This window comes from Paenibacillus sp. CF384 (genome assembly GCF_900106745.1).
Classification (GTDB): Bacteria; Bacillota; Bacilli; order Paenibacillales; family Paenibacillaceae; genus Paenibacillus_Z.
The window spans coordinates 216,998-236,809 of record NZ_FNNV01000011.1; the positions used below are offsets into that span (position 1 = coordinate 216,998).

Genomic DNA, 19,812 nt, shown 5'->3' on the forward strand with positions numbered 1-19,812 from the left:
CAAAACAGCCCATCCTCATTAGAGGATGGGCTGTTAACTTGATTAACAATTAGCTTGCCAAAATAGCCGTTAGTTTCTCTTGGAACGCCGGTACGCCTACACGTTTCACGAAGTTGTGGAACGTTTCGCCGGACTCGCGGTCCTCTTTGTAGAACAGCAGCAGCTGAGCAAGCACGCCGCCAAGGTCATCGCCTTTGACGCGGCCCTTCAGCGATTCGTTAAACTTCGCGCCTGGTCCAAGAATACCGCCAACGGCGATATCAAATGCATCAACCATGCCATCAGGCGTCTTCACAAGAGCGCCTTGCAGACCGATGTCGGCAATATGCTTCTGACCGCAAGCGTTCGGGCAGCCGATGAAGTGAATGCGGATTTTCTCATCCAGTTCAACTCGCTCATCGAGGTACTCTGCAACGCGGCGAGCGCGTTCCTTCGTTTCCACGACAGCCAGGTTACAGAACTCGTTACCTGTGCAAGAAACGGTACGGCTCATGAATGGCTTCGCATTCGGCGATAGACGTTTCAGAACAGGTACTTGCAGCGCTTCTTCGACCTTGTCGTCAGGAACGCCGGCAAGCATAATGTTTTGCGACATTGTCGTACGGATCGTGCCATCACCGAACTTGTCGGCTGCATCGGCAAGCTGCTCCAGTTCATCGGAGTTTGTACGTCCTACCGGTACGTTCAAACCGATGAAGTTCAAGCCTTCTTGTTTCTGCGGGTATACACCATCGTAGTAAACGGCGTTCCAGCCTACAATCTTGCTTTCGCCCGCAGTTGGCATTTCGCCGATAATCTCGATGAGCTTCTCTTGGAACTTCTCAGGACCCCAGTCTGCCATCAGGAACTTCAAGCGAGCTTGGTGACGCTTCTCGCGGTAACCGAAGTCACGGAAGATGGTCGTAACGCCGATTGAAACCTTGAGCACGTCTTCCGGACGAACGAACATATCCAGCTCTTTAGCCAGATGCGGCTTCGCGGACAATCCGCCGCCTACATACACGTGGAAGCCGATAACCTCTTCGCCATCAATCACCTTAGTTGCAGGCGTGAAGGCAATATCGTTAATCTCTGCATGAGCATTGTTATAGATGTTTGAAGAAATGGACATTTTATATTTGCGAGGCAAATTGGAGAAATCACGGTTCATCAGGTAGAAATCATTCACCTGTTCAACAAGCTCGCGTGTATCCATCAACTCGTCGCGGTCGATACCGGCAAGCGGGTTGCCGACAATCGTACGAGGGCAGTCGCCGCAAGCTTCGTAGGAGTACAAGCCAACCGCTTCGAGGCGGTTGAAGATGTCAGGCAGATCCTCCACTTTAAGCCAGTGGTATTGAATCGCTTGACGTGTTGTGACGTCGATGAGATCACGACCGTAATCGCGGCCGATGGAAGCAATTGCACGTGCTTGCGCAGATGTAAGAATACCGGTGTTAATCCGGATACGCATCATGAAGTAGCCTTCGCGGGGCTTCTGCTCATAAACGCCGGCCCATTTGAAACGGTTCATATCGTCTTCGGGAATGGACGCATATCCTTCCTTCGAATACTTATCGATGATGGTGCGAATTACATCCAGACCGTCTTTTTCCATTTTAATAAACTCAAATTTATTTAATTTGGAAGGGTCATTCATCCATACGGCTTCATATGCCATTGCTTCGTTCCTCCTAGGAATGTTATGCTCGGTTTGCGCTGCTCTAAAGGGTTCGAAAATCCGACGATTTCCGTATGAAATTACTCTTATGAATGGTAACATAATTCAAACCATGCGACAATGAGAAGCAAGGGGACAACTATAAGGATTAATTATAAATGATGAAGGATCTCGTTATAATGAAGGAACCTTCGTCAAAATATAAGAAAGTATCCACGTTCTCGATACGTTACTTCTATGAATGGTGACAAACTTGTTACGATTCTCGATTGTGGCTTGCATCGAGCCCGTGATGAGGCTAACATAACTAATATAGGCTACGTGCGAAAATAAGGAGGTCTTCACCAATGTTTCTTGCTGAAAAAGTAGCAACAATCGCAAAATTCGATCCCATGGATATTATGATGCTGTTGTTCACGATCGTTATTTTCATCGGCTGGGTTCGTCTGCTCATGGCTCGCCCGAAGAAAAATGTATTTGCAATCGGATTTGCAACGGTATCGTTGCTCGTGTTCGCATTTGCGAATTACGTTATGATTTTCAAAGTCTGGCTGCAGTAATACATACAGCCGTACCGATATAAGCCGCTCCGGTTCTTGCGCAGCATGTGCAGGAGAGCCGAGCGGCTTTTTTTGTACCCCGATGCAATGTAACAATGCAGCTATACAACAAAAAAACTCCGGCCAACAAAGGCCGGAGTTTCTTCAATAGGGATTAAACCCACCACATCTCGCCAAGCGGCTCTTTGATGAGGATGGATTGCAGGTTTTGAACAGCTTTCGTGAAGCCTTCGTCAACGGACATCAGGCCGTCTTCGTGCTCGATGCTGACAACGTAGTCGTAGCCGACAAGACGAAGCGCGCTGATGATGTCAGCCCAGACCTTCATATCGTGACCGTAACCGACTGTACGGAACTGCCAAGCGCGGTCAAGCATCAGTGCATAGGACTGCATGTCCGTTACGCCGTGCTTGTTCACGTTATTCGTGTCAATCGTTGTATCTTTGGCATGGAAGTGGTGAATCGCGCCAGCGCGTCCAAGAATATGGATCGCTTGAACCGGATCGATTCCTTGCCACCACATGTGGCTTGGGTCAAGGTTAGCGCCGATCGCATCGCCGCAAGCTTCACGCAGGCGAAGCAATGTTGCAGGGCTGTGAACGGAGAAGCCGCCGTGCAGCTCCAGACCGATCTTCACGTTGTTCTCTGTAGCCAGCTTAGCGATCTCGCTCCAGTAAGGGATGACTTTCTCTTCCCATTGCCATTTCAAGATGTCTTGGAAATCGTTCGGCCATGGGGCAACCGGCCAGTTCGGATATTTCGCATCCTCATGGTCGCCTGGGCAGCCGGAGAATGTGTTGACAACAGAAACGCCAAGTTTGTTAGCGAGTACGATCGTTTTGCGGATGACAGCGTCATGCTCGCTTGCGATCGCTTTCTGCGGGTGAAGCGGGTTAGCGTGGCAGCTAAGTGCGCTGATCGTCAAGCCGCGGGATGCAATTGCATCTTTGAATGCTTGGAGTTTGCTTTCGTCAGCAAGCAGAGTGTCAGGATCGCAGTGTGCGTTGCCTGGGTAGCCGCCTGTTCCGATTTCAATGGCATCCAAACCTTTAGATGCGATGTAATCGAGTGCATCTTCGAATGATTTCTGTGCGAATAGGACCGAGAATACGCCGAGTTTCATACGTGTATAGTTACCTCCCAAATGGATATGTATTGCGAATGGCATTACTTATTATAGCATGGGCAGAAGACAAGGTTAAGATTCAACGTCTCCAATGCCAAAAAAGCATAGTAAGTGGACAAAAACTGACTCCTTGCAGGCAGCATTCTCGCAATTGTTTGTTTTGGTTAGATATAGTAGAATCTTCCTAGAATTACTAGTGTTCATAGTAGAGTAGCAGCTGCGAGAAAGTAGGAGGAATCCGATGGGACGAAGAGGGTGGCGAATGGCCTGTGCCGTTATAACGGCAGGAGCACTGTTAATGACCGGTACCGTAATAGCAGCAGGAGGCTCCACGACCGCCGCACTAGATGCGAAGATCATTAACGGAGAGGTTTATGTAAAGGCGAGTGCGATGACAGAAGCGCTCGGCGGAACCGGAGTTTATGATTCGAAGACGCACAGCTATACATACACGCCTAAATCGCAGATACCGGAAGTCATCAAGAAAGTGTCCCCATCTGTGGTAGGCATCATTGGAAAGCCAACCGAAATCGGCGACTCGAACCGATTTGCGCTGGCGCATGGAACAGGAGTCATCTGGAAGGCGGATGGCTGGATCGTGACGAATGCCCATGTCGTGAAGGATATGCAGAACATTGTAGTGGTAACTGCCGATGGCAAGCAGTATGCAGGCAAGCGGGTCAACATCGATGAGACGAGCGACTTGGCTCTGGTCAAAATCAATGCAACGAAGCTGAAGCCGGCCACCTTCGCATCCGTGCCGCTTCAACTCGAAGTAGGGGAGCCGGTCATCGCGATTGGCACACCTGTGTCGTTCTCCCTCCGTAATACGGCAACAACCGGTATTCTTAGTGGCATGAATCGTTCCATCGCGTCCTACTACAAGCTGCTCCAGACCGATGCTGCAATTAATCCGGGCAATAGCGGAGGACCGCTTGTGAATGTGAAGGGGCAGGTAATCGGAATCAATTCACTGAAATTTGTCAGCGATGGCGTCGAAAGTCTGGGCTTTTCCATTCCGGCAGATACCGTTCGATACGTGGTTAACCAATTTTTCAAATACGGCAAGGTAAAGCGGCCATCGCTTGGTGTGGAGCTGGAAGAAAGCTGGTCTGCTATCGTCGGCTTGCCGACAACAGAACCGCTGGCAATCGAGTCGGTCTGGAGTGAAGGGGCGAAGAAAGCCAATCTTCATCCGGGCGATCAGATCTTTTCCGTTGGCGGCAAGCAAGTAGCTTCAATTGTAGAGATTAATGAACTGCTAAAGGGCTACTTGCCCGGACAGCAGATCGAAATTATGCTCCAGTCGGAAGGCGACCTGATTACGAAGCAAATAACGCTTGCCGAATCCAAGTAATACACTACCTTATAAGGGAGATTCCACTTACGATGATGAAGAAATGGCTGGCTATTCTCATTACGGCTTGCATGGTATTCGCACTTATGCCGATGACCGCCGGAGCGGCAGCAGACAAGCTGGTTATCAAACTGGCGATCGGCAGTCCGACTCTATCCGTGAACGGCAGCACGTCCACGATTCAGAAGCCGTTTAAGTTGAACGGCACGACCATGGTTCCCTTAAGCGTCATTACCAAAGCATTCGGAGCAGGCCTCAAGCTGGAGAACAATAAGATCATTACGCTCTCCTATAATGCAACGAAGGTTGTCCTGACGATCGGCAGCACAATCGTTAAAGTTAACGGTGCACCGATAACGCTGACGGCTGAACCGAAAATCGTGAACGGTGTCACGATGGTGCCGCTTCGAGTCATTGTATCGGCATTTGGTGCCACGCTGTCACTCAGCGGCAATCAAATCACCATTAACGGCGTTAAAGCAAACGGTTCAGCAGCGGGCTCAAACACCGGCGGCATTAATTCGGATGCAGGCAAAACGAAGGTCGGCGACAGCTACTATGGCTGGACGATGAACTATCCTTCGGATTTGGCACTAAGCTATCAATCCGATAACGGAAGCGCAACGCAATGGGCTTCCGCGCAGGAAGACCGCCGCGTTAGCGTGTTTGTTGAAGACGTGGATCAAGCCTATACCCGCGAAGAACTTCGCGATTATATTATTGGTTATTTCTCTGAAGGTGAGTTTGCAGTCGAGAAGAAGACAATCACCCTTGGCACCCTGAGCTTTGAGCGGATGATCAGCAAAGATCGGGATGGGTGGTTCTACGACAACCGCGTTATCCAGGTCGGTACTCGAATCTATTTCATTGCCGTGGGTATTAAATCCGACTCCCGCGAGAAATTAAATGCTTATCAATCCGTTATGGACAGTTTCAAGCCTTCTTTTGCCAAGAGTGACGCGAGCATTAAAGATGTTACGAAGGTGAAGGACAACAGGATTACGATTTCGGACGCGGACTTTGGGTTTACCGTCAAACTTCCAGTCGATTGGGCTAGAGTGAAGGAAGAGTCTATGCCTGCTTTTACAAGTGATGACGGCTATTTAACCTTTGCAGTCAGTTCCTTGCAAGCGGGGGATACGGCGGGAGAATGGTTGAAACGTTCACGTAAGCAATTGGAAGAAACCACTTTGCCTGATTATGTTCGCAATATCTCAGAGTCGACCGTTATACTGCCGGATGGAAAGGCGGAAGTGCTCAGTTACGAATATACGTACGACAAGAAAGACTGGAATAAGGAGTATCAAGTTTTCTTCATCTCCGGTACCCATAAGTATGAGATCGATTTCTTTTACTTTAATGAGCCGGTGAAAGGTGATGCTTTGTTCGCTCAAATAGCAGCGTTTGCGGACATCGACACCGCATTTATCGAGAAGAATTTTACCGATCTCGGAGATGACACAGGGCTTGCCGGAATGACGGTAACGAAGAAAAGCAATACGTACGGTTATTCCATTGCTTTGCCTCAGTCGTGGACCGCAACGAAGAAAAACTTCGAGGAAGACACGGTCGAGTATGCTTTGCCTGAAGGATCTTTCGTCATTAACGTCTGGGAAGATCGGGAAGCAAGCGAATATAATGAAACATTAAAGAAGTACATTACAACAGACCCTGAAATGGTCAAATCAGGTGCCCGTATTACGTCATCCGGCCCGTCGACAATCGGAAATGGAATTCCCGTTACGAAAGTGGAATGGGAAATGAACGATCTCGATGTACCGGTAAAACTCGTCTATTATGTGGTGGAAATGCATGGAGGCGTTTATTTAATCTCCTATGCGCTAAACCAAGCCAACCTCACCGAGAGCAATCTCAGTCAAATCGAGAAGGCTGTTCATTCGTTTGCGTTTACAAATTAGCTCCCAGATCACAAATGCTCCGCTTCCAACCGGAAATATTTCGGAGGGGAGCGGCTTTTGCGCAAGCGGGTCGCTTTTGTTTAGGCGTAAGCTCTGGTACACTTAAAACAAATAAGTGATTGATAGATAAGGATGGCGGAAGTCAAGATGGTAATGTTGAAGCGGCAAGATGTCGAACTGCTGGCACCGGCCGGCGATTGGGACTGCATGAGGGCAGCTGTGGCAAATGGAGCCGACGCTGTTTTTTTTGGCGTAGAGAAGTTCAATGCACGGGCGCGGGCGAATAATTTTCATACGGATGAGCTGCCGGAAGTTATGGCATTCCTGCACAGCTACGGCGTTAAAGGATTCCTGACCTTTAATATATTGGTGTTTGAAGAGGAACTGAACAGCGCGAAACAGTTAATAGAAGCTTGTATCGATGCTGGTGTTGATGCAGTTATCGTGCAGGATCTCGGACTGGTGAAGCTCATTCGCGAGCTGTCGCCGGATTTCCCGATTCATGGCTCCACTCAGATGACGATTACGTCTCCGGAAGCGGTAGAGTTCACGAAACCGTTCGCTATCGAACGCGTCGTGCTTGGCCGGGAGAATAATTTAAAGCAAATCAAGACGATCGGCGAGCAAGCGAAGCTGCCGATGGAAGTGTTCGTTCATGGCGCTCTGTGCGTATCGTACTCCGGTCAGTGTCTGACCTCAGAGATGTGGGGCGGTCGTTCCGCTAACCGCGGCGAATGCGCGCAAGCTTGCCGACTTCCGTACGATCTGATGGTAGATGGCGAGCAGAAGCTGATGGGCGATGTGACGTACCTGCTTTCGCCGAAGGATCTCGCAGCTGTTGAGCTTGTACCTGAACTAATTGAAGCTGGCGTAACCTCCTTCAAAATCGAAGGCCGTCTCAAAAGCCCTGAATATGTAGCCAACGTGGTAAGCAAATACCGCAAGGCGATTGATAAATATTTCGACGGGGATCGCTCTGCCCCTTCGAAGGAAGATATCCGCGAGCTGCAGCAGAGCTTCTCGCGTGGATTCACGCATGGCTTCCTAACCGGAACCAACAACAAGAAGCTCGTAGAAGGTACGTTTCCGAAGAGCCGCGGCGTCTACCTTGGACGCGTGGAGCGGGTGCTTCGCGATGCCGTCGTATGCCGGATCGAAGCGCCGCTTAAACGCGGCGACGGAATTGTCTTCGACGCGGGAGATCCGACGAAGAAGGAAGAAGGCGGCCGCGTCTATGATTTGCGCAGACAAGGAACGAAGTTTGAAGGTGAAGCTCAAGAGGGAACAGTCATTGAATTGGTGCCGGGCCGTAACGATATTGACCTGCGCAAGGTTCATGTTGGCGATCGGGTTTGGAAAACAAACGACCCGGCGCTGGACAAACGTCTTCGTGCTTCGTATGAGACCGAGAAGCCTTACCGCGTATTCCCGCTGCATGTGAAAGTAACCGGCGGGCTCGGACAGCCGCTCCGCACGTGGTGGACCGATGTCGAGAAGGGCAATACCGTTGAGGTTGCCTCCGAGCTTCTGCTCGAGCATGCGGAGAAACGTCCGATGGACCACGCGCTGCTCGAAGAGCAATTGGGCCGCCTTGGCGGCACGGTATATCAGCTCGAGTCGCTGGAGGTCGACCTGCAGGGCGACCTCATCGTGCCGATGCGCGAGCTGAACCGGATGCGCCGTGAAGCGGCCGAGGCTTTGGCGGGCGAGCGGCCGAAGCCGCCCGTGTATGTGAAGCGCGCCGTCGAGGTTTACGACGACGTGCGCAGCCGCGGCGCGAGCGAAGGCAGCGTCGGCGCCGGTGGCGAGCTTGCGGCCGCAGGCCGCGGCGCTGGGGCCAAGCTGACGGTGCTCTGCCGCAGCTTGCCGCAGCTTGAAGCTGCGGTACGTTCCGAGAAAGTCGGCATGGTGTATGCCGATTTCGAGTTCATCAAGCAGCTTCCCGCTGCGATGGAGCTTGCGCGGAGCGCAGGCAAGCCGATTGGGCTGGTGACGCCGCGGATCCATATGCCGAACGAGAACGGCTACCATGCGAATATTTTGAAGCTGAAGCCGGATGCCGTGCTGGTACGGAATACAGGTGCGCTGTATTACTACTTGCGGGCGCGCGCTTCCCAGCCGAATGAGCCGTTCCCAACGCTAATCGGGGACTTCTCGCTGAATATCGCGAATCATAAAGCAGCTGATCTCTTCTTCGATGCCGGCTGCAGCCTGGTCACGCCGTCCTATGACTTGAACGTACAGCAAATGTTTGATTTGCTTCGCAACAGCGATACGTCGCGCATGGAAGTCGTTATTCATCAGCATTTGCCGATGTTCCATACGGAGCACTGCGTATATTGCACGTTCCTGAGCGAAGGTACGGATTTCACCAACTGCGGCAGACCGTGTGAAGATCGCCGCGTGTCGCTGCAGGACCGGATCGGGATGTCTCATCCGGTTCGCGTCGATGAAGGCTGCCGGAATACGGTCTATAACGCCATCGAGCAATCGGGCGCCGAATACATCAAACAGTTCGGTGATCTTGGCGTAGCTGCTTTCCGGATCGAGTTTCTGGAAGAGACCGCCGATAAAGTAGACGAAGTTATCGAGCTGTACAGCGATGCCATCGCCGGACGAATTGGCGGTACGCAAGTATGGCGCAGCTTGAAAGCCATTAATCAGCTGGGCGTTACAAGAGGTCAGCTGGTCAAATAAGAGTAGAGGGGCAGCTAAGGCGGCCTCTCTTTTGTTATATAGTCTTAATTACCTAACTCGAGCCCTTACAAATTTCTTTCATTTTCGACAGACAGGGAGGTTTTCGGGATTGGGGGGCGAATAGTAGCATTAATTACTGTTGTGTACATTTCGTGCTGGCTAGTAGGATTGCGTGCCGGAAGTCGAGAATAAAATAGGCTTGGTGAGGATGACCAATGAAACAACCTAACAAGGTGAAGACCAACCAAGACGGTTGGCAAATGGAAGTATTGAAAGCCGAACGGACCATTCTTGATGGCCAAATGCCCGCTATTGCGCAATTATTGGCCATTCCGGCTGATATAAGAATGAAATCGCCGCTGCTGCTTCGCGCTGAATGTGAGGACGGTTTGCTTAGGGGACGGTTAGTCGAAACCAAGCTGAGACTGGAAGCTGCACTCCGAGGTTTCGCCGCACAAGCGGATGATTCCTCGATGCTGACGATGATGGCGATGCTGGGACTTTTGTATGAGCAGGTAGGCGATAAGCAGGAGTCTAAGCCTGTAATGGCACTGCTGGCACAGGAGTGGGCACGTAACCCGGAGAACTGCAGCGGTTTCGTGCCGTGGGCACTGGCCCATGCGGCAGCTAATGGTGCTGCTCAATATGAGCAGGCACAGCGTCTCTTTATTATGTCCGCTGAACGTTTCAGAGAAGAAGGCAAGCCGCTTTGGCTCGGGTTTGTGCTGCTCGATCGGCTGTTGTTTGATCCCCTCGAGAAGGAGCATCCCGATTGGCAGCTGTGGCTGCACTGGCTCAAACGCCATATGGTGAACAACCCATCGGGTACAGTGCTGGTTCATTTGCTGACGAGTAAGGAGCCTGGTGCGGAATTGTGCGCGATGCTGCCTGAACGTTTTGCTTATTTGAGCAAAGCGATTCTGATGCAGCAGCCGGAAGAGAATCTTTCGGCAGATTTGGCTGAGGATATTGAAAGCTCGATCTTTGCCAGCGGAGCTCGAATGAAACGGCTTCTTCAAGAAGGGCAGCTTGCGGAGGCGGAACAATTCTATCCGAAGCTGGATCGGCTGCGTAAACTAGTCTCCACACCGGCTATTGACCGATTTGCAGCGGAGCTCAAGCAGTCCATGGACGATCAGGCGAATGTGGAAGCCAACACAATTACATTCTTCGCCCAAGAGCAAATTAGGCAGCAGCAGCTAAACGAGTTAGATCAGCAGTTAGGGGCTGGTCTGTTGAATAGAGAAGAAGTACAAGGTGCAGGTTTGGAACCTACGCCGGAGAGCTACGATGACCATGCGCCTACCGCTGAAATCAATACGGCCAAATGGCGGGTACAGCTCATTGACGGGATCAGCTTCAGTACACCTGAAGGCAAGCTGGCTGAACCGGTATGGAAGCGGCGGAAAGCCGGGGAATTGCTCGTCTATTTATTGCTTCAGCCGGGTTATAAGGCAAACAGAGAGCAAGTAATTGAAAAGGTTTTCGGAGAAGGCGATCCGGCTAAACGCTCCAATCAGCTGTATGTTACCCTTCATGACTTGCGTTCCTCGTTAAAGGAACTCGGCATGCCGGAGGACCTCGTTTATGCCAAACGCGGCGTCGTAGGCATATCGGAAGTCACTTTTGAAGCGATCGACGTGGAAAGCTATCTGACGTTGTCCCGTGTTGGCGATCAGCTTTGGGCAGACGATCGCGAAGAGGCTTGCCGCTTATACGACAAGGCGTTGCCTCTCTACGGCCTGCTTGGAACGGAACTTCCCTATGCAGAGTGGCTGGAGCGAGTCAGGGAGCAGCTTCTGGATCGTCAGACGAATATGATCAAGCGAATCGCAGGCTACTACGGTGAATTGCATGACGAGGCAAGAGTAGAGCAGAGTTTGGCTGAATGGATTGCGCTGCGGCCCGAACAGGAAGAAGCGTACGAGGCCATGATTAGACTTTGCTTGCGCGGAGATCGGCGAATTGAAGCAATCGGCTGGTACCGGCGCCTGGAGCGCGTATGCAAAGAGGAACTGGGCAGTGAACCGCTTGAAGAGGTTAGGAGCCTGCTATGGAATTGATGACGACACAGAATAAGAATCGGCCTTCCTATGCGGGACGCTCGCTGCTTAATCGGCTGTTGCTCATATATGTCATTGCGCTGGTGCTCAGTTTATTGATTTTGCGGGCGGAAACGATATTGGTCGCGCACTTTGAAGCGATGTTCCCTTTTCCGTTCATCGTGAACGTGCTCGGGGCGGTTATGCTTGCGGTCGTTCTTGTTTGCGCATCGGCGTGGCGGCTGCAGCCCGTCATTAAGGAGCTCCAAGAAGATGCTTCGTCTTCCACAAGGACGGGTATACAACGGGACAACAGTCTGACGAGTGCGGCACTCGTTCGTTTGTATCGCATGCCTTATGAGCTGCTTATCAGTGTGCTGCTGATCGGACTGCTGATCTCAGCAAGCTTTCACTTGGTCGATCTTATCCAGGTGTGGAATGAGGAAGAGCAAGGCGAATCCATCGATTGGCTGCAATTGACCGGCATTATGGCGGGGGAGCAGAGTCTCATCATGACGGTGGCGCTTGTACTCTTCACCTCCGTGCGGCGACTGTTTCGTCCTTATATGATGAAGCTCCAGCCGCTGTCCGGCAGCTTTGATGGACGGGCTTCGTTCTCGCAACCGCTTGTGATTACGTATACATGTACGTTTCTGGTCACGATTCTGAGTTTGTTTCAGCTGGCCATTGTGACAGCGAGACCGCATGAATCGATGGAGCCTTACAAATTCGGACTGATTGCTTTATTTTATTTCTTAATCGGATTAAGTTTGTTCAGTTATGTGACGATGCAATTCAGGCAGGAGCTTCGCGGCCTCATTCGGGATATTCGCGGACTTGTTGGCGGAACGGATATCCGGAATGCCCATACACCGTCTATTGTGCATGACGAAGCCGGAGAACTCGCGGTAGCCTACAGTGAGCTGCAGAATCGGATTAATCGGGAATACGAATCACTGGAGCGGGAATTAAAAATGGCTTACAATGTGCAACAGAAGCTCCTTCCGCCCGGGAATCTGACGATAGGTGCCTATCACATTACCTCACGCTGCCGATCCTACCGTGAAGTTGGCGGGGATTTCTTCGATGTGGTGTCACTCGGCCCCAGCCGATTTGCAGTGATGATCGGTGATGTGTCAGGCAAAGGATTGCCCGCGGCACTCATTATGTCGGCGCAGCTGCTTGTGTTCCGCTCCGAGATTCGGAGAAACGGCAGCCCTTCGGAAGTGCTGGCCCGTATGAACCGACAGCTGTGCGAGGCGATGGGGGACGAAGGATGTGTTTCCATCGGTGTAGGCGTCATCGATTTAACTAATAATAAGGTGCAATATGCCAGTGCAGGGCATCTGTCGCCCTACATCATTTCTAAGGACGGGCAATTCGCCGCGATCGATTGCAGCTCGCTTCCGATCGGGATTGACCCTGAGGCTGTCTACGAGGAGAAAGACTTGCAGTTGAAGGACGGGGATCGGTTCCTGCTGTATACCGATGGATTAATTGAAGCGGTCGATCACACAGGCAATATGTACAGTTTTGAAGGGCTCGAAGCGGAAATTGCGACCTGGGCATCTGAAGGTGACTTGTCTGTAGTAGTGGATGAGTGGCTTGCTCGTGTTGATGAAGCATGCGGGCCGGGTCAGGACGATCGCACCGTCGTCGTTCTGGAGCTTGCAGGTGAATATCGCAGCGCGCTGGATAAGCTGGATCTTCCGCGTGGCGATTACGGTGACGTAGCGGCGGCGTTCGATAATCCGTTTATGACCCGTGAATGGACCCTGCGCAGCAAGCTTGGCGAGGAGCGGCTTATTGCCTTGAAGCTGGGTGATTGGATGCAAGAGAGATGGCCGGAATCCGTAATCAAAGAGGATGTCCAAAGCGCCGTGTGCGAAGCGATGATTAATGCGATCGAGCATGGCAACAAGCTGCAGCCGAATACATACGTTACCGTTATCGCCCAAATCGGCGGCATGCTGTCCGTTTGCCGCATTTATGATGAAGGCGGCGGCTATTATCCAAGGCTCTCCCGAGATGAAGCGGAGATGCGCAAGAAGCTGGAATCAGAGGACCCTAGAGGCTGGGGACTGGTTATGATTGATACGCTTGCGGATTACTGGACAACTGGCCGAGATGAGCGCGGATTTTATACGGAACTTTATTTTATGAGAAAATTACAGACGGCTTCTGGCGGATAACCGATGACCTGGATAAGGAGGCTTGAGAAGATGAGCGAACAGCCCTTGCAAATTGAAACGCGGAAATTCCCAAGCGGGATGGTATTGAAGTTGGAAGGCGATTTGAGCAAGGCAGCCGAGGGCAAGCTGATTGCGGGTTTTGAGCAAGAATCGGAGCTCGGCCGAAGCATCCGGTTTATGGCGCTGGATCTGACGAAAGTCGATTATATTAATAGCGGCGGAATGGCTGTACTGATCCGGCTTGCTCGGATGGGGAGCAAAGCAGGCGTACATACTTTCGCATGGGGCATTACGCCCCATTACGAGAAGTTGTTCCGCATGGTAGGCTTAACGGAGTTTATGATGATTTATCCCAATGAATTTGCCGTTATGCAGCGCATTGAGGCGCTTGAGCTGTAAGTCGGCTCAAGGTTGGCAGGATATCTAAATTAAGCGGAGGGCAACATGGAACTGCAATCGGCACTATATAAAGAATGGCGGCATGTATTTAAGCTGGATCCGGAACGTGAAATCAGTGATGCGCGGCTCGATGCCATCTGCATGTCCGGAACCGATGCTATCCTAGTGGGCGGATCAAGCGGTGTTACGTTTGACAATACCGTTGATCTTATGTCGCGAATTCGCCGGTATGAGGTGCCTTGTGCGCTTGAGGTGTCGAATGAAGAGGCCGCAGTGCCGGGATTTGACCATTATTTCATTCCACTTGTGCTGAATACCGATAAGGCGGAATGGCTCGCAGGCAGACAAATACAGGCGTTGCGTAAATTCGGGGCTTTCATCCCCTGGGAGAACACCTCGGCAGAGGGGTATCTGATCTTGAACGAGGAAGCCCAAGCGGCGAAGCTTACGGGTGCTCAGGCAGGGCTTGACTCCGAGACGGTAGCGGCCCATATTTATATGGCGGATCGACTGATGCACTTGCCGGTGATCTATATGGAGTACAGCGGCAAGTTCGGCGACATGGAGCTTGTGAAGCGGGCCCTTCGGCTCGTGACGGAAGCAAGGCTGTTCTATGGCGGCGGGATCGATGATGCGGCCAAAGCACGACAGGCGGCAGAAGCAGCGCATACGGTTATCGTTGGTAATGTGATCTATGATAATTTGGACGCGGCGCTGTCAACGGTCCATGCTGTGTTATCCACGGAACTGCCTAAGTAAAGCTCAAGAAAGCGGAAATAAACAAGAACGGCTTCGGAACGAATCGGCTGCTGAACGGACATGCGGATCGTCATTTCGGAGGCCGTTTTTATTTGCAGGAAAATCATTGCAATCTGCCCGGATTTAATTGACACAGTCATGGCGGTTGTCTAGACTGAAGTAAGGCGAACAAATGCGAACAAAGGGGTTTATTTTCTCTATGTTAAACGAATTCAGCATCGACCAGGCTGTTCAGAAACTGAACGCGCCTCAGCGTGCGGCTGTGCAAGCAACAGATGGGCCGCTGCTCATCATGGCAGGAGCGGGAAGCGGTAAGACACGCGTACTGACGCACCGTATTGCATATTTAATCGAGAAGAAGCGAGTAGCGCCATGGAGTATCCTGGCGATTACCTTTACCAATAAAGCATCACGGGAAATGCAGCAGCGCGTTAGCGCGCTGGTCGGCAATGCCGGTCAAGATATTTGGGTATCGACCTTTCACTCGATGTGCGTGCGTATCTTGCGCAGAGACATTAACCGGATCGGCTTTACGAACAGCTTCTCGATCTTGGATTCCGCCGACCAGTTGTCGGTTATCCGCAACTGCATGAAGGATCTTAATATCGATACCAAGAAAGTGGAGCCGAAGAGCGTGCAGGCCGCGCTTGGCGGGGCGAAGAATGAGCTCATTTCACCGGAGCAGTTCGAGCTGAAGATCGGGGATTATTTTGACGGCATCGTATCTAAGGTGTACACCGCTTATCAGAAGCGGCTCAAGAGCAACAACTCGCTGGACTTCGACGATCTCATCATGAAGACGATCCAGCTGTTCAAGGACGAGCCGGATGTACTTGCCTTCTACCAGAATAAATTCCGTTATATCCATGTCGACGAGTATCAGGATACGAACCGAGCGCAATACATGTTGTGTAATATGTTAGCCAGCAAACATCACAATCTTTGCGTCGTAGGGGACAGCGACCAATCGATTTACCGGTGGCGCGGGGCGGATATTACGAATATTTTGAACTTTGAGGAAGACTATCCGGAAGCGCAAACGATCATGCTGGAGCAGAACTACCGTTCCACCGCGAATATCTTGAATGCCGCCAATGCCGTTATTAAGCTTAACAGCGGCCGGAAGCCGAAGAAATTGTGGACCGATCAGGGCGAAGGTGATGCGATTACCGTCTACCAAGCAGACACGGAGCATGACGAAGGGTATTTCGTGACAGGCGCTATTCGCAAACACGTAGGCGGCGGCCGGAAGTTCGGCGATCATGCGATACTGTACCGGACGAATGCGCAATCGCGGGTAATCGAGGAAACACTTATTAAATCCGATATTCCTTATCAAATCGTCGGCGGCGTCAAGTTCTATGATCGCAAAGAGATCAAGGACCTGCTCGCTTACTTGCGGCTCGTTTCGAATCCGGATGATGATATCTGCTTCCAACGGATTGTGAATGTCCCTAAGCGGGGAATTGGCGATACGACCGTTGCCAAACTGTTTGACGAAGCGGGACTGCGCGGGATTTCGGTCTTTGCGCTGTTAGAGCAGCTGGACTGGCTTGATGTGACGGGGCGTGCCCGCACGGCGCTTGCGGAATTCCGCGATATTATCGATAACCTGACGCGTATGGTGGAATACTTATCCGTTACAGAGTTGACGGAGAAGGTATTGGAGCTAAGCGGCTATCGCGAGGAACTGCAGCGTGAGAACACACTGGAGTCGAAAGCACGATTAGAGAATATCGACGAGTTTCTCTCCGTAACGCAGGACTTTGAGAAGCGTAATGAAGACAAATCCTTGGTTTCATTCCTAACGGATCTTGCTCTTATTGCAGACATTGACTCGATGGATAAAGATGAGCCGGAAGGCGGCGTGAAGGATGCTGTCGTGCTGATGACGATGCACAGCGCCAAAGGCCTGGAGTTTCCGATCGTATTCATTATCGGGATGGAGGAAGGTGTATTTCCTCACAGTCGGGCAATGAATGATAACGAGGAGCTGGAAGAGGAGCGCCGACTTGCCTACGTTGGGATTACACGCGCGGAGAAGCAGCTTTATCTGACAAGCGCTCGGATGCGTACGTTGTTTGGCCGGACGAATGCGAATATGCCTTCGCGATTCCTTCGGGAGGTGCCGGATGAGCTGAAGACCGATGCATCCGCAACAGGACGAGGCCGTCCGGCAGGCGGCGGAATCGGGTTCGGTTCTGGCAGTCGAGGTATTGGCGGAGGTGGCGCGGCAGGTGCCGGAGCTGCAGGTTCGACGGGGTTTGGATTCCGTAGCGGTGCGCCATCGCCTGCAGCGCGATCAGGCTCTTTATCCGGAGCTGGCAGCAATAGCAGCGGCGTTAGAGTTACTTCGCCTATGGATGCGGCGCGAGCAGCATCAGGGGCAGCAGCAGGAGCGGGAGCAGGCGGCGAGTTTGTAGCCGGCGATAAAGTGTCACACGGCAAGTGGGGCATCGGCACGATTGTCTCCGTCCGGGGTACCGGCAATGACAAGGAGCTCCAAATCGCATTCCCGGCTCCGGTTGGACTAAAGAAGCTGCTTGCTAGCTTTGCACCGATTACGAAGGTATAAGGAAATTGAACGAGAGAGGGAGAACGTCTATGACGACTGCGATGGAACCGGGATCTAATATTGAGCCGATGAAGCTTGCGAGAATGCGCGAGCTAATCAACCTCATTGCGGAGCACAATCACAACTACTATACGCTGGATCTGCCGACGATCAGCGACAAACAGTGGGATGAGCTCTATGACGAGCTGGTACGCTTGGAGCAGGAGACAGGTAGCCTGCTTCCGGATTCGCCGACGCAGCGTGTTGGCGGCGATATCTTGAAAGGCTTCGAGCCTCATCGTCATCGCGCCCGGCTCTGGAGTCTGGATAAAGCGCAGGACGCGGAGGATCTGCTCGCATGGAATACTCGGGTGAAGAAAGCAATCGCAGACTATAATACCAAGAATCCGAGCGAAACGCCGCTGCCCGAGCCTAGTTATGTCATCGAGCTCAAATTCGATGGACTTACGCTCAATTTGACTTACGATGAGGGTAATCTCGTGCAAGCATCGACTCGCGGCAACGGTACTGTCGGCGAGGGAATTCTGGCGCAAGTGAAGACCATCCGCTCCATCCCGCTGACCATTCCGTTCACAGACGGTCTCATTGAGGTTCAAGGCGAAGGCATTATGAATCTCTCCGTGCTTGAAGCTTACAATGTAAGTGCTGTCGAACCGCTGAAGAATGCACGTAATGCGGCAGCAGGCGCGCTGCGTAACCAGAATCCGAGGATTACGGCAGAGCGGAAGCTGAATGCGTTCTTCTATAATATAGGGTACGCCGAAGGCATATCCTTCGAACAGCATGCACAGATGATCCAGTTTCTGAAGGATAACCGGTTCAAGGTTAATCCTTATACGTTTTACTGCACGACGATAGAAGAGGTGCAGGCAGAGCTCGAACGTGTTGCTGAAGGACGAGGCGAGCATGATTTCCTCATTGATGGTGCAGTCGTGAAGCTGACGGACATGCGGACGCGCGAAGCGCTCGGCTATACCGATAAATTCCCGCGCTGGGCTGTTGCGTTCAAGTTCGAGGCCGAAGAGACGACGACGATCCTGGAGTCTGTATCCTGGGAAGTGGGCCGTACCGGCAAAATCACACCGGTCGCACGCGTCGAGCCTGTTGATCTCGCAGGCGTTACGGTGCAGAATTGTACGCTCAACAATATCGGTGATATTGAACGCAAGAATCTTAAATTCGCGCTTGGCACGCATGTCATCATTCGCCGTTCCAACGACGTCATTCCGGAAATTCTGGGCAAAGCTGACGACGAGCCCGGCGTAGAAATCATAGCGCCTACCGAATGTCCTTCTTGCGGAACGCCGCTTGAGCTGCGTGGAGCGCATCTGTTCTGCAGTAACAAGCTTGGCTGCAGACCGCAGACAATCGGACGCATTACTCATTTCTCGTCCCGTGATGCGATGGATATCGAATCGTTCAGCATCATGACAGCAGAACAGCTGTTTGATGAATGCGGAGTCCGCGACCCTGCGGATCTCTATGCTCTGACCTATGAACAACTAATCGGTCTTGATCGCTTCGGTGATCGCAAGGCGCGTAAGCTGCTGGATGCGCTTGAGAAATCCAAGGATCGGGATCTGGCAGCGTTCCTGTTTGCCCTTGGTATCCCCAATACAGGCAAAGCGACAACGAAGATGCTCGCGGACCATTTCGGCAGCTTAAGTGCTGTACGAGCCGCGACTGTCGAGGAGCTTGTTGGTTTGCCTGACGTTGGCGGGATTGTCGCAGAAAGCATTCACACCTACTTTAGCGATCCCATTATCTCGGAATGCTTAGACCGCATGCTGGCACTTGGTGTCAAAGCAGAAGCGGAGCAGCAAGTGGCTGCGCGGACGGACAGCATATTCAGCGGCAAAACCGTTGTGCTTACCGGCACGCTTTCCCTTATGACGCGCGATGAGGCGGCGAAGAAGCTGGAGGCGCTTGGTGCGAAGATCAGCGGCAGCGTGTCCAAGAAGACGGACTTCGTCATCGCCGGCGAGAGTGCAGGGAGTAAGCTTACGAAGGCGCGCGATCTCGGAGTAACCGTTATTGAAGATGAAGAAGAGCTGCTTAAGCTGTTGCAGTAATTCGTGTAGTAAATGATTAGGAGCACGCCTTCTACGCGAGTCGTAGAAGGCGTGCTCCTTTGTCATTTTTTACAAGTTGCATTGGGTTTGTGGATGTGTTAAATTATTTCTTGTCGCTTCTGAGACATACGACAACAACAACATACAGCTTTCGACAGAAAGCAAATAAGTTGTTGACACATGATGACGAAGCTGGTAATATAATCACTTGTCACCACGAAAGTGAGACAAACAAGTTCTTTGAAAACTGAACATATGAATCACGTCAGATTCAACAAAATGTTTTAAATATCGCAGAGTAATCTGCGTAGCTAGTATTTTGAATGAGCTAACAAGCGAATTCATAAACGGTCTTCGGACCACTTTTATGGAGAGTTTGATCCTGGCTCAGGACGAACGCTGGCGGCGTGCCTAATACATGCAAGTCGAGCGGATTTATTCCTTCGGGGATAGC

12 protein-coding genes and 1 rRNA gene are annotated in these 19,812 nt (G+C 51.7%); 11 read left to right on the plus strand and 2 right to left on the minus strand.

Features of this window, described 5'->3' with window-relative positions:
• Nucleotides 1-49 precede the first annotated feature (49 nt).
• Nucleotides 50-1,660, minus strand: a complete 1,611-nt coding sequence (locus tag BLW29_RS18870) for a nitrite/sulfite reductase (RefSeq protein ID WP_090982419.1) — start codon at nt 1,658-1,660, stop codon at nt 50-52.
• A gap of 347 nt (nt 1,661-2,007) precedes the next feature.
• Between BLW29_RS18870 and BLW29_RS18875 the strand changes: the two genes are divergently transcribed.
• Nucleotides 2,008-2,220, plus strand: coding sequence for a hypothetical protein (locus BLW29_RS18875; protein ID WP_090982421.1), 213 nt, complete (start codon nt 2,008-2,010; stop codon nt 2,218-2,220).
• Between the two features lie 154 nt (nt 2,221-2,374).
• On the opposite strand, the gene BLW29_RS18880 is transcribed toward BLW29_RS18875, so the two are convergent.
• The gene (locus BLW29_RS18880; protein WP_090982423.1) at nt 2,375-3,343 is read right to left on the minus strand and encodes a sugar phosphate isomerase/epimerase family protein; all 969 of its coding nucleotides are present in this window, start codon (nt 3,341-3,343) and stop codon (nt 2,375-2,377) included.
• Between the two features lie 244 nt (nt 3,344-3,587).
• Between BLW29_RS18880 and BLW29_RS18885 the strand changes: the two genes are divergently transcribed.
• From BLW29_RS18885 to BLW29_RS18930, 10 genes are all read left to right on the plus strand, one after another.
• The gene (locus BLW29_RS18885) at nt 3,588-4,703 is read left to right on the plus strand and encodes a S1C family serine protease (RefSeq protein ID WP_090982425.1); all 1,116 of its coding nucleotides are present in this window, start codon (nt 3,588-3,590) and stop codon (nt 4,701-4,703) included.
• A gap of 32 nt (nt 4,704-4,735) precedes the next feature.
• Nucleotides 4,736-6,622 (plus strand): stalk domain-containing protein, encoded by a 1,887-nt coding sequence (locus tag BLW29_RS18890; RefSeq protein ID WP_090982427.1) that lies wholly within the window; start codon nt 4,736-4,738, stop codon nt 6,620-6,622.
• A gap of 147 nt (nt 6,623-6,769) precedes the next feature.
• Entirely contained in the window at nt 6,770-9,319 is a 2,550-nt protein-coding gene (locus tag BLW29_RS18895) for a U32 family peptidase (protein WP_090982470.1), read from the plus strand.
• Between the two features lie 215 nt (nt 9,320-9,534).
• Nucleotides 9,535-11,382 carry an AfsR/SARP family transcriptional regulator gene (locus BLW29_RS18900; RefSeq protein ID WP_090982429.1) on the plus strand — a complete coding sequence of 616 codons (1,848 nt, stop codon included), beginning with the start codon at nt 9,535-9,537 and terminating at the stop codon, nt 11,380-11,382.
• A complete protein-coding gene (locus tag BLW29_RS18905) occupies nt 11,373-13,553 on the plus strand; it encodes an ATP-binding SpoIIE family protein phosphatase (RefSeq protein WP_090982431.1) in 2,181 nt (726 codons plus the stop codon). The genes BLW29_RS18900 and BLW29_RS18905 overlap by 10 nt, the downstream gene beginning before the upstream one ends.
• Nucleotides 13,554-13,583: 30 nt before the next feature.
• Nucleotides 13,584-13,952, plus strand: coding sequence for an STAS domain-containing protein (locus tag BLW29_RS18910; protein ID WP_090982433.1), 369 nt, complete (start codon nt 13,584-13,586; stop codon nt 13,950-13,952).
• Between the two features lie 45 nt (nt 13,953-13,997).
• On the plus strand, nt 13,998-14,711 hold the full coding sequence (locus BLW29_RS18915; RefSeq protein WP_090982435.1) for a heptaprenylglyceryl phosphate synthase: 714 nt from the start codon (nt 13,998-14,000) through the stop codon (nt 14,709-14,711).
• 199 nt (nt 14,712-14,910) lie between these two features.
• Nucleotides 14,911-17,286 (plus strand): DNA helicase PcrA, encoded by a 2,376-nt coding sequence (pcrA, locus tag BLW29_RS18920; protein ID WP_090982437.1) that lies wholly within the window; start codon nt 14,911-14,913, stop codon nt 17,284-17,286.
• Nucleotides 17,287-17,315: 29 nt separating this feature from the next.
• A complete protein-coding gene (gene ligA / locus BLW29_RS18925; RefSeq protein WP_256208719.1) occupies nt 17,316-19,358 on the plus strand; it encodes an NAD-dependent DNA ligase LigA in 2,043 nt (680 codons plus the stop codon).
• A gap of 364 nt (nt 19,359-19,722) precedes the next feature.
• A 16S ribosomal RNA gene (locus tag BLW29_RS18930) occupies nt 19,723-19,812 on the plus strand; the annotation flags it as partial.

Coding starts and splice junctions, on each gene's coding strand:
- BLW29_RS18895 (WP_090982470.1), top strand. CDS start 6,770: ATGGTAATGTTGAAGCGGCAAGATGTCGAACTGCTGGCACCGGCCGGC.
- BLW29_RS18870 (WP_090982419.1), bottom strand. CDS start 1,660: ATGGCATATGAAGCCGTATGGATGAATGACCCTTCCAAATTAAATAAA.
- pcrA (WP_090982437.1), top strand. CDS start 14,911: ATGTTAAACGAATTCAGCATCGACCAGGCTGTTCAGAAACTGAACGCG.
- ligA (WP_256208719.1), top strand. CDS start 17,316: ATGACGACTGCGATGGAACCGGGATCTAATATTGAGCCGATGAAGCTT.
- BLW29_RS18880 (WP_090982423.1), bottom strand. CDS start 3,343: ATGAAACTCGGCGTATTCTCGGTCCTATTCGCACAGAAATCATTCGAA.
- BLW29_RS18890 (WP_090982427.1), top strand. CDS start 4,736: ATGATGAAGAAATGGCTGGCTATTCTCATTACGGCTTGCATGGTATTC.
- BLW29_RS18910 (WP_090982433.1), top strand. CDS start 13,584: ATGAGCGAACAGCCCTTGCAAATTGAAACGCGGAAATTCCCAAGCGGG.
- BLW29_RS18885 (WP_090982425.1), top strand. CDS start 3,588: ATGGGACGAAGAGGGTGGCGAATGGCCTGTGCCGTTATAACGGCAGGA.
- BLW29_RS18900 (WP_090982429.1), top strand. CDS start 9,535: ATGAAACAACCTAACAAGGTGAAGACCAACCAAGACGGTTGGCAAATG.
- BLW29_RS18905 (WP_090982431.1), top strand. CDS start 11,373: ATGGAATTGATGACGACACAGAATAAGAATCGGCCTTCCTATGCGGGA.
- BLW29_RS18915 (WP_090982435.1), top strand. CDS start 13,998: ATGGAACTGCAATCGGCACTATATAAAGAATGGCGGCATGTATTTAAG.
- BLW29_RS18875 (WP_090982421.1), top strand. CDS start 2,008: ATGTTTCTTGCTGAAAAAGTAGCAACAATCGCAAAATTCGATCCCATG.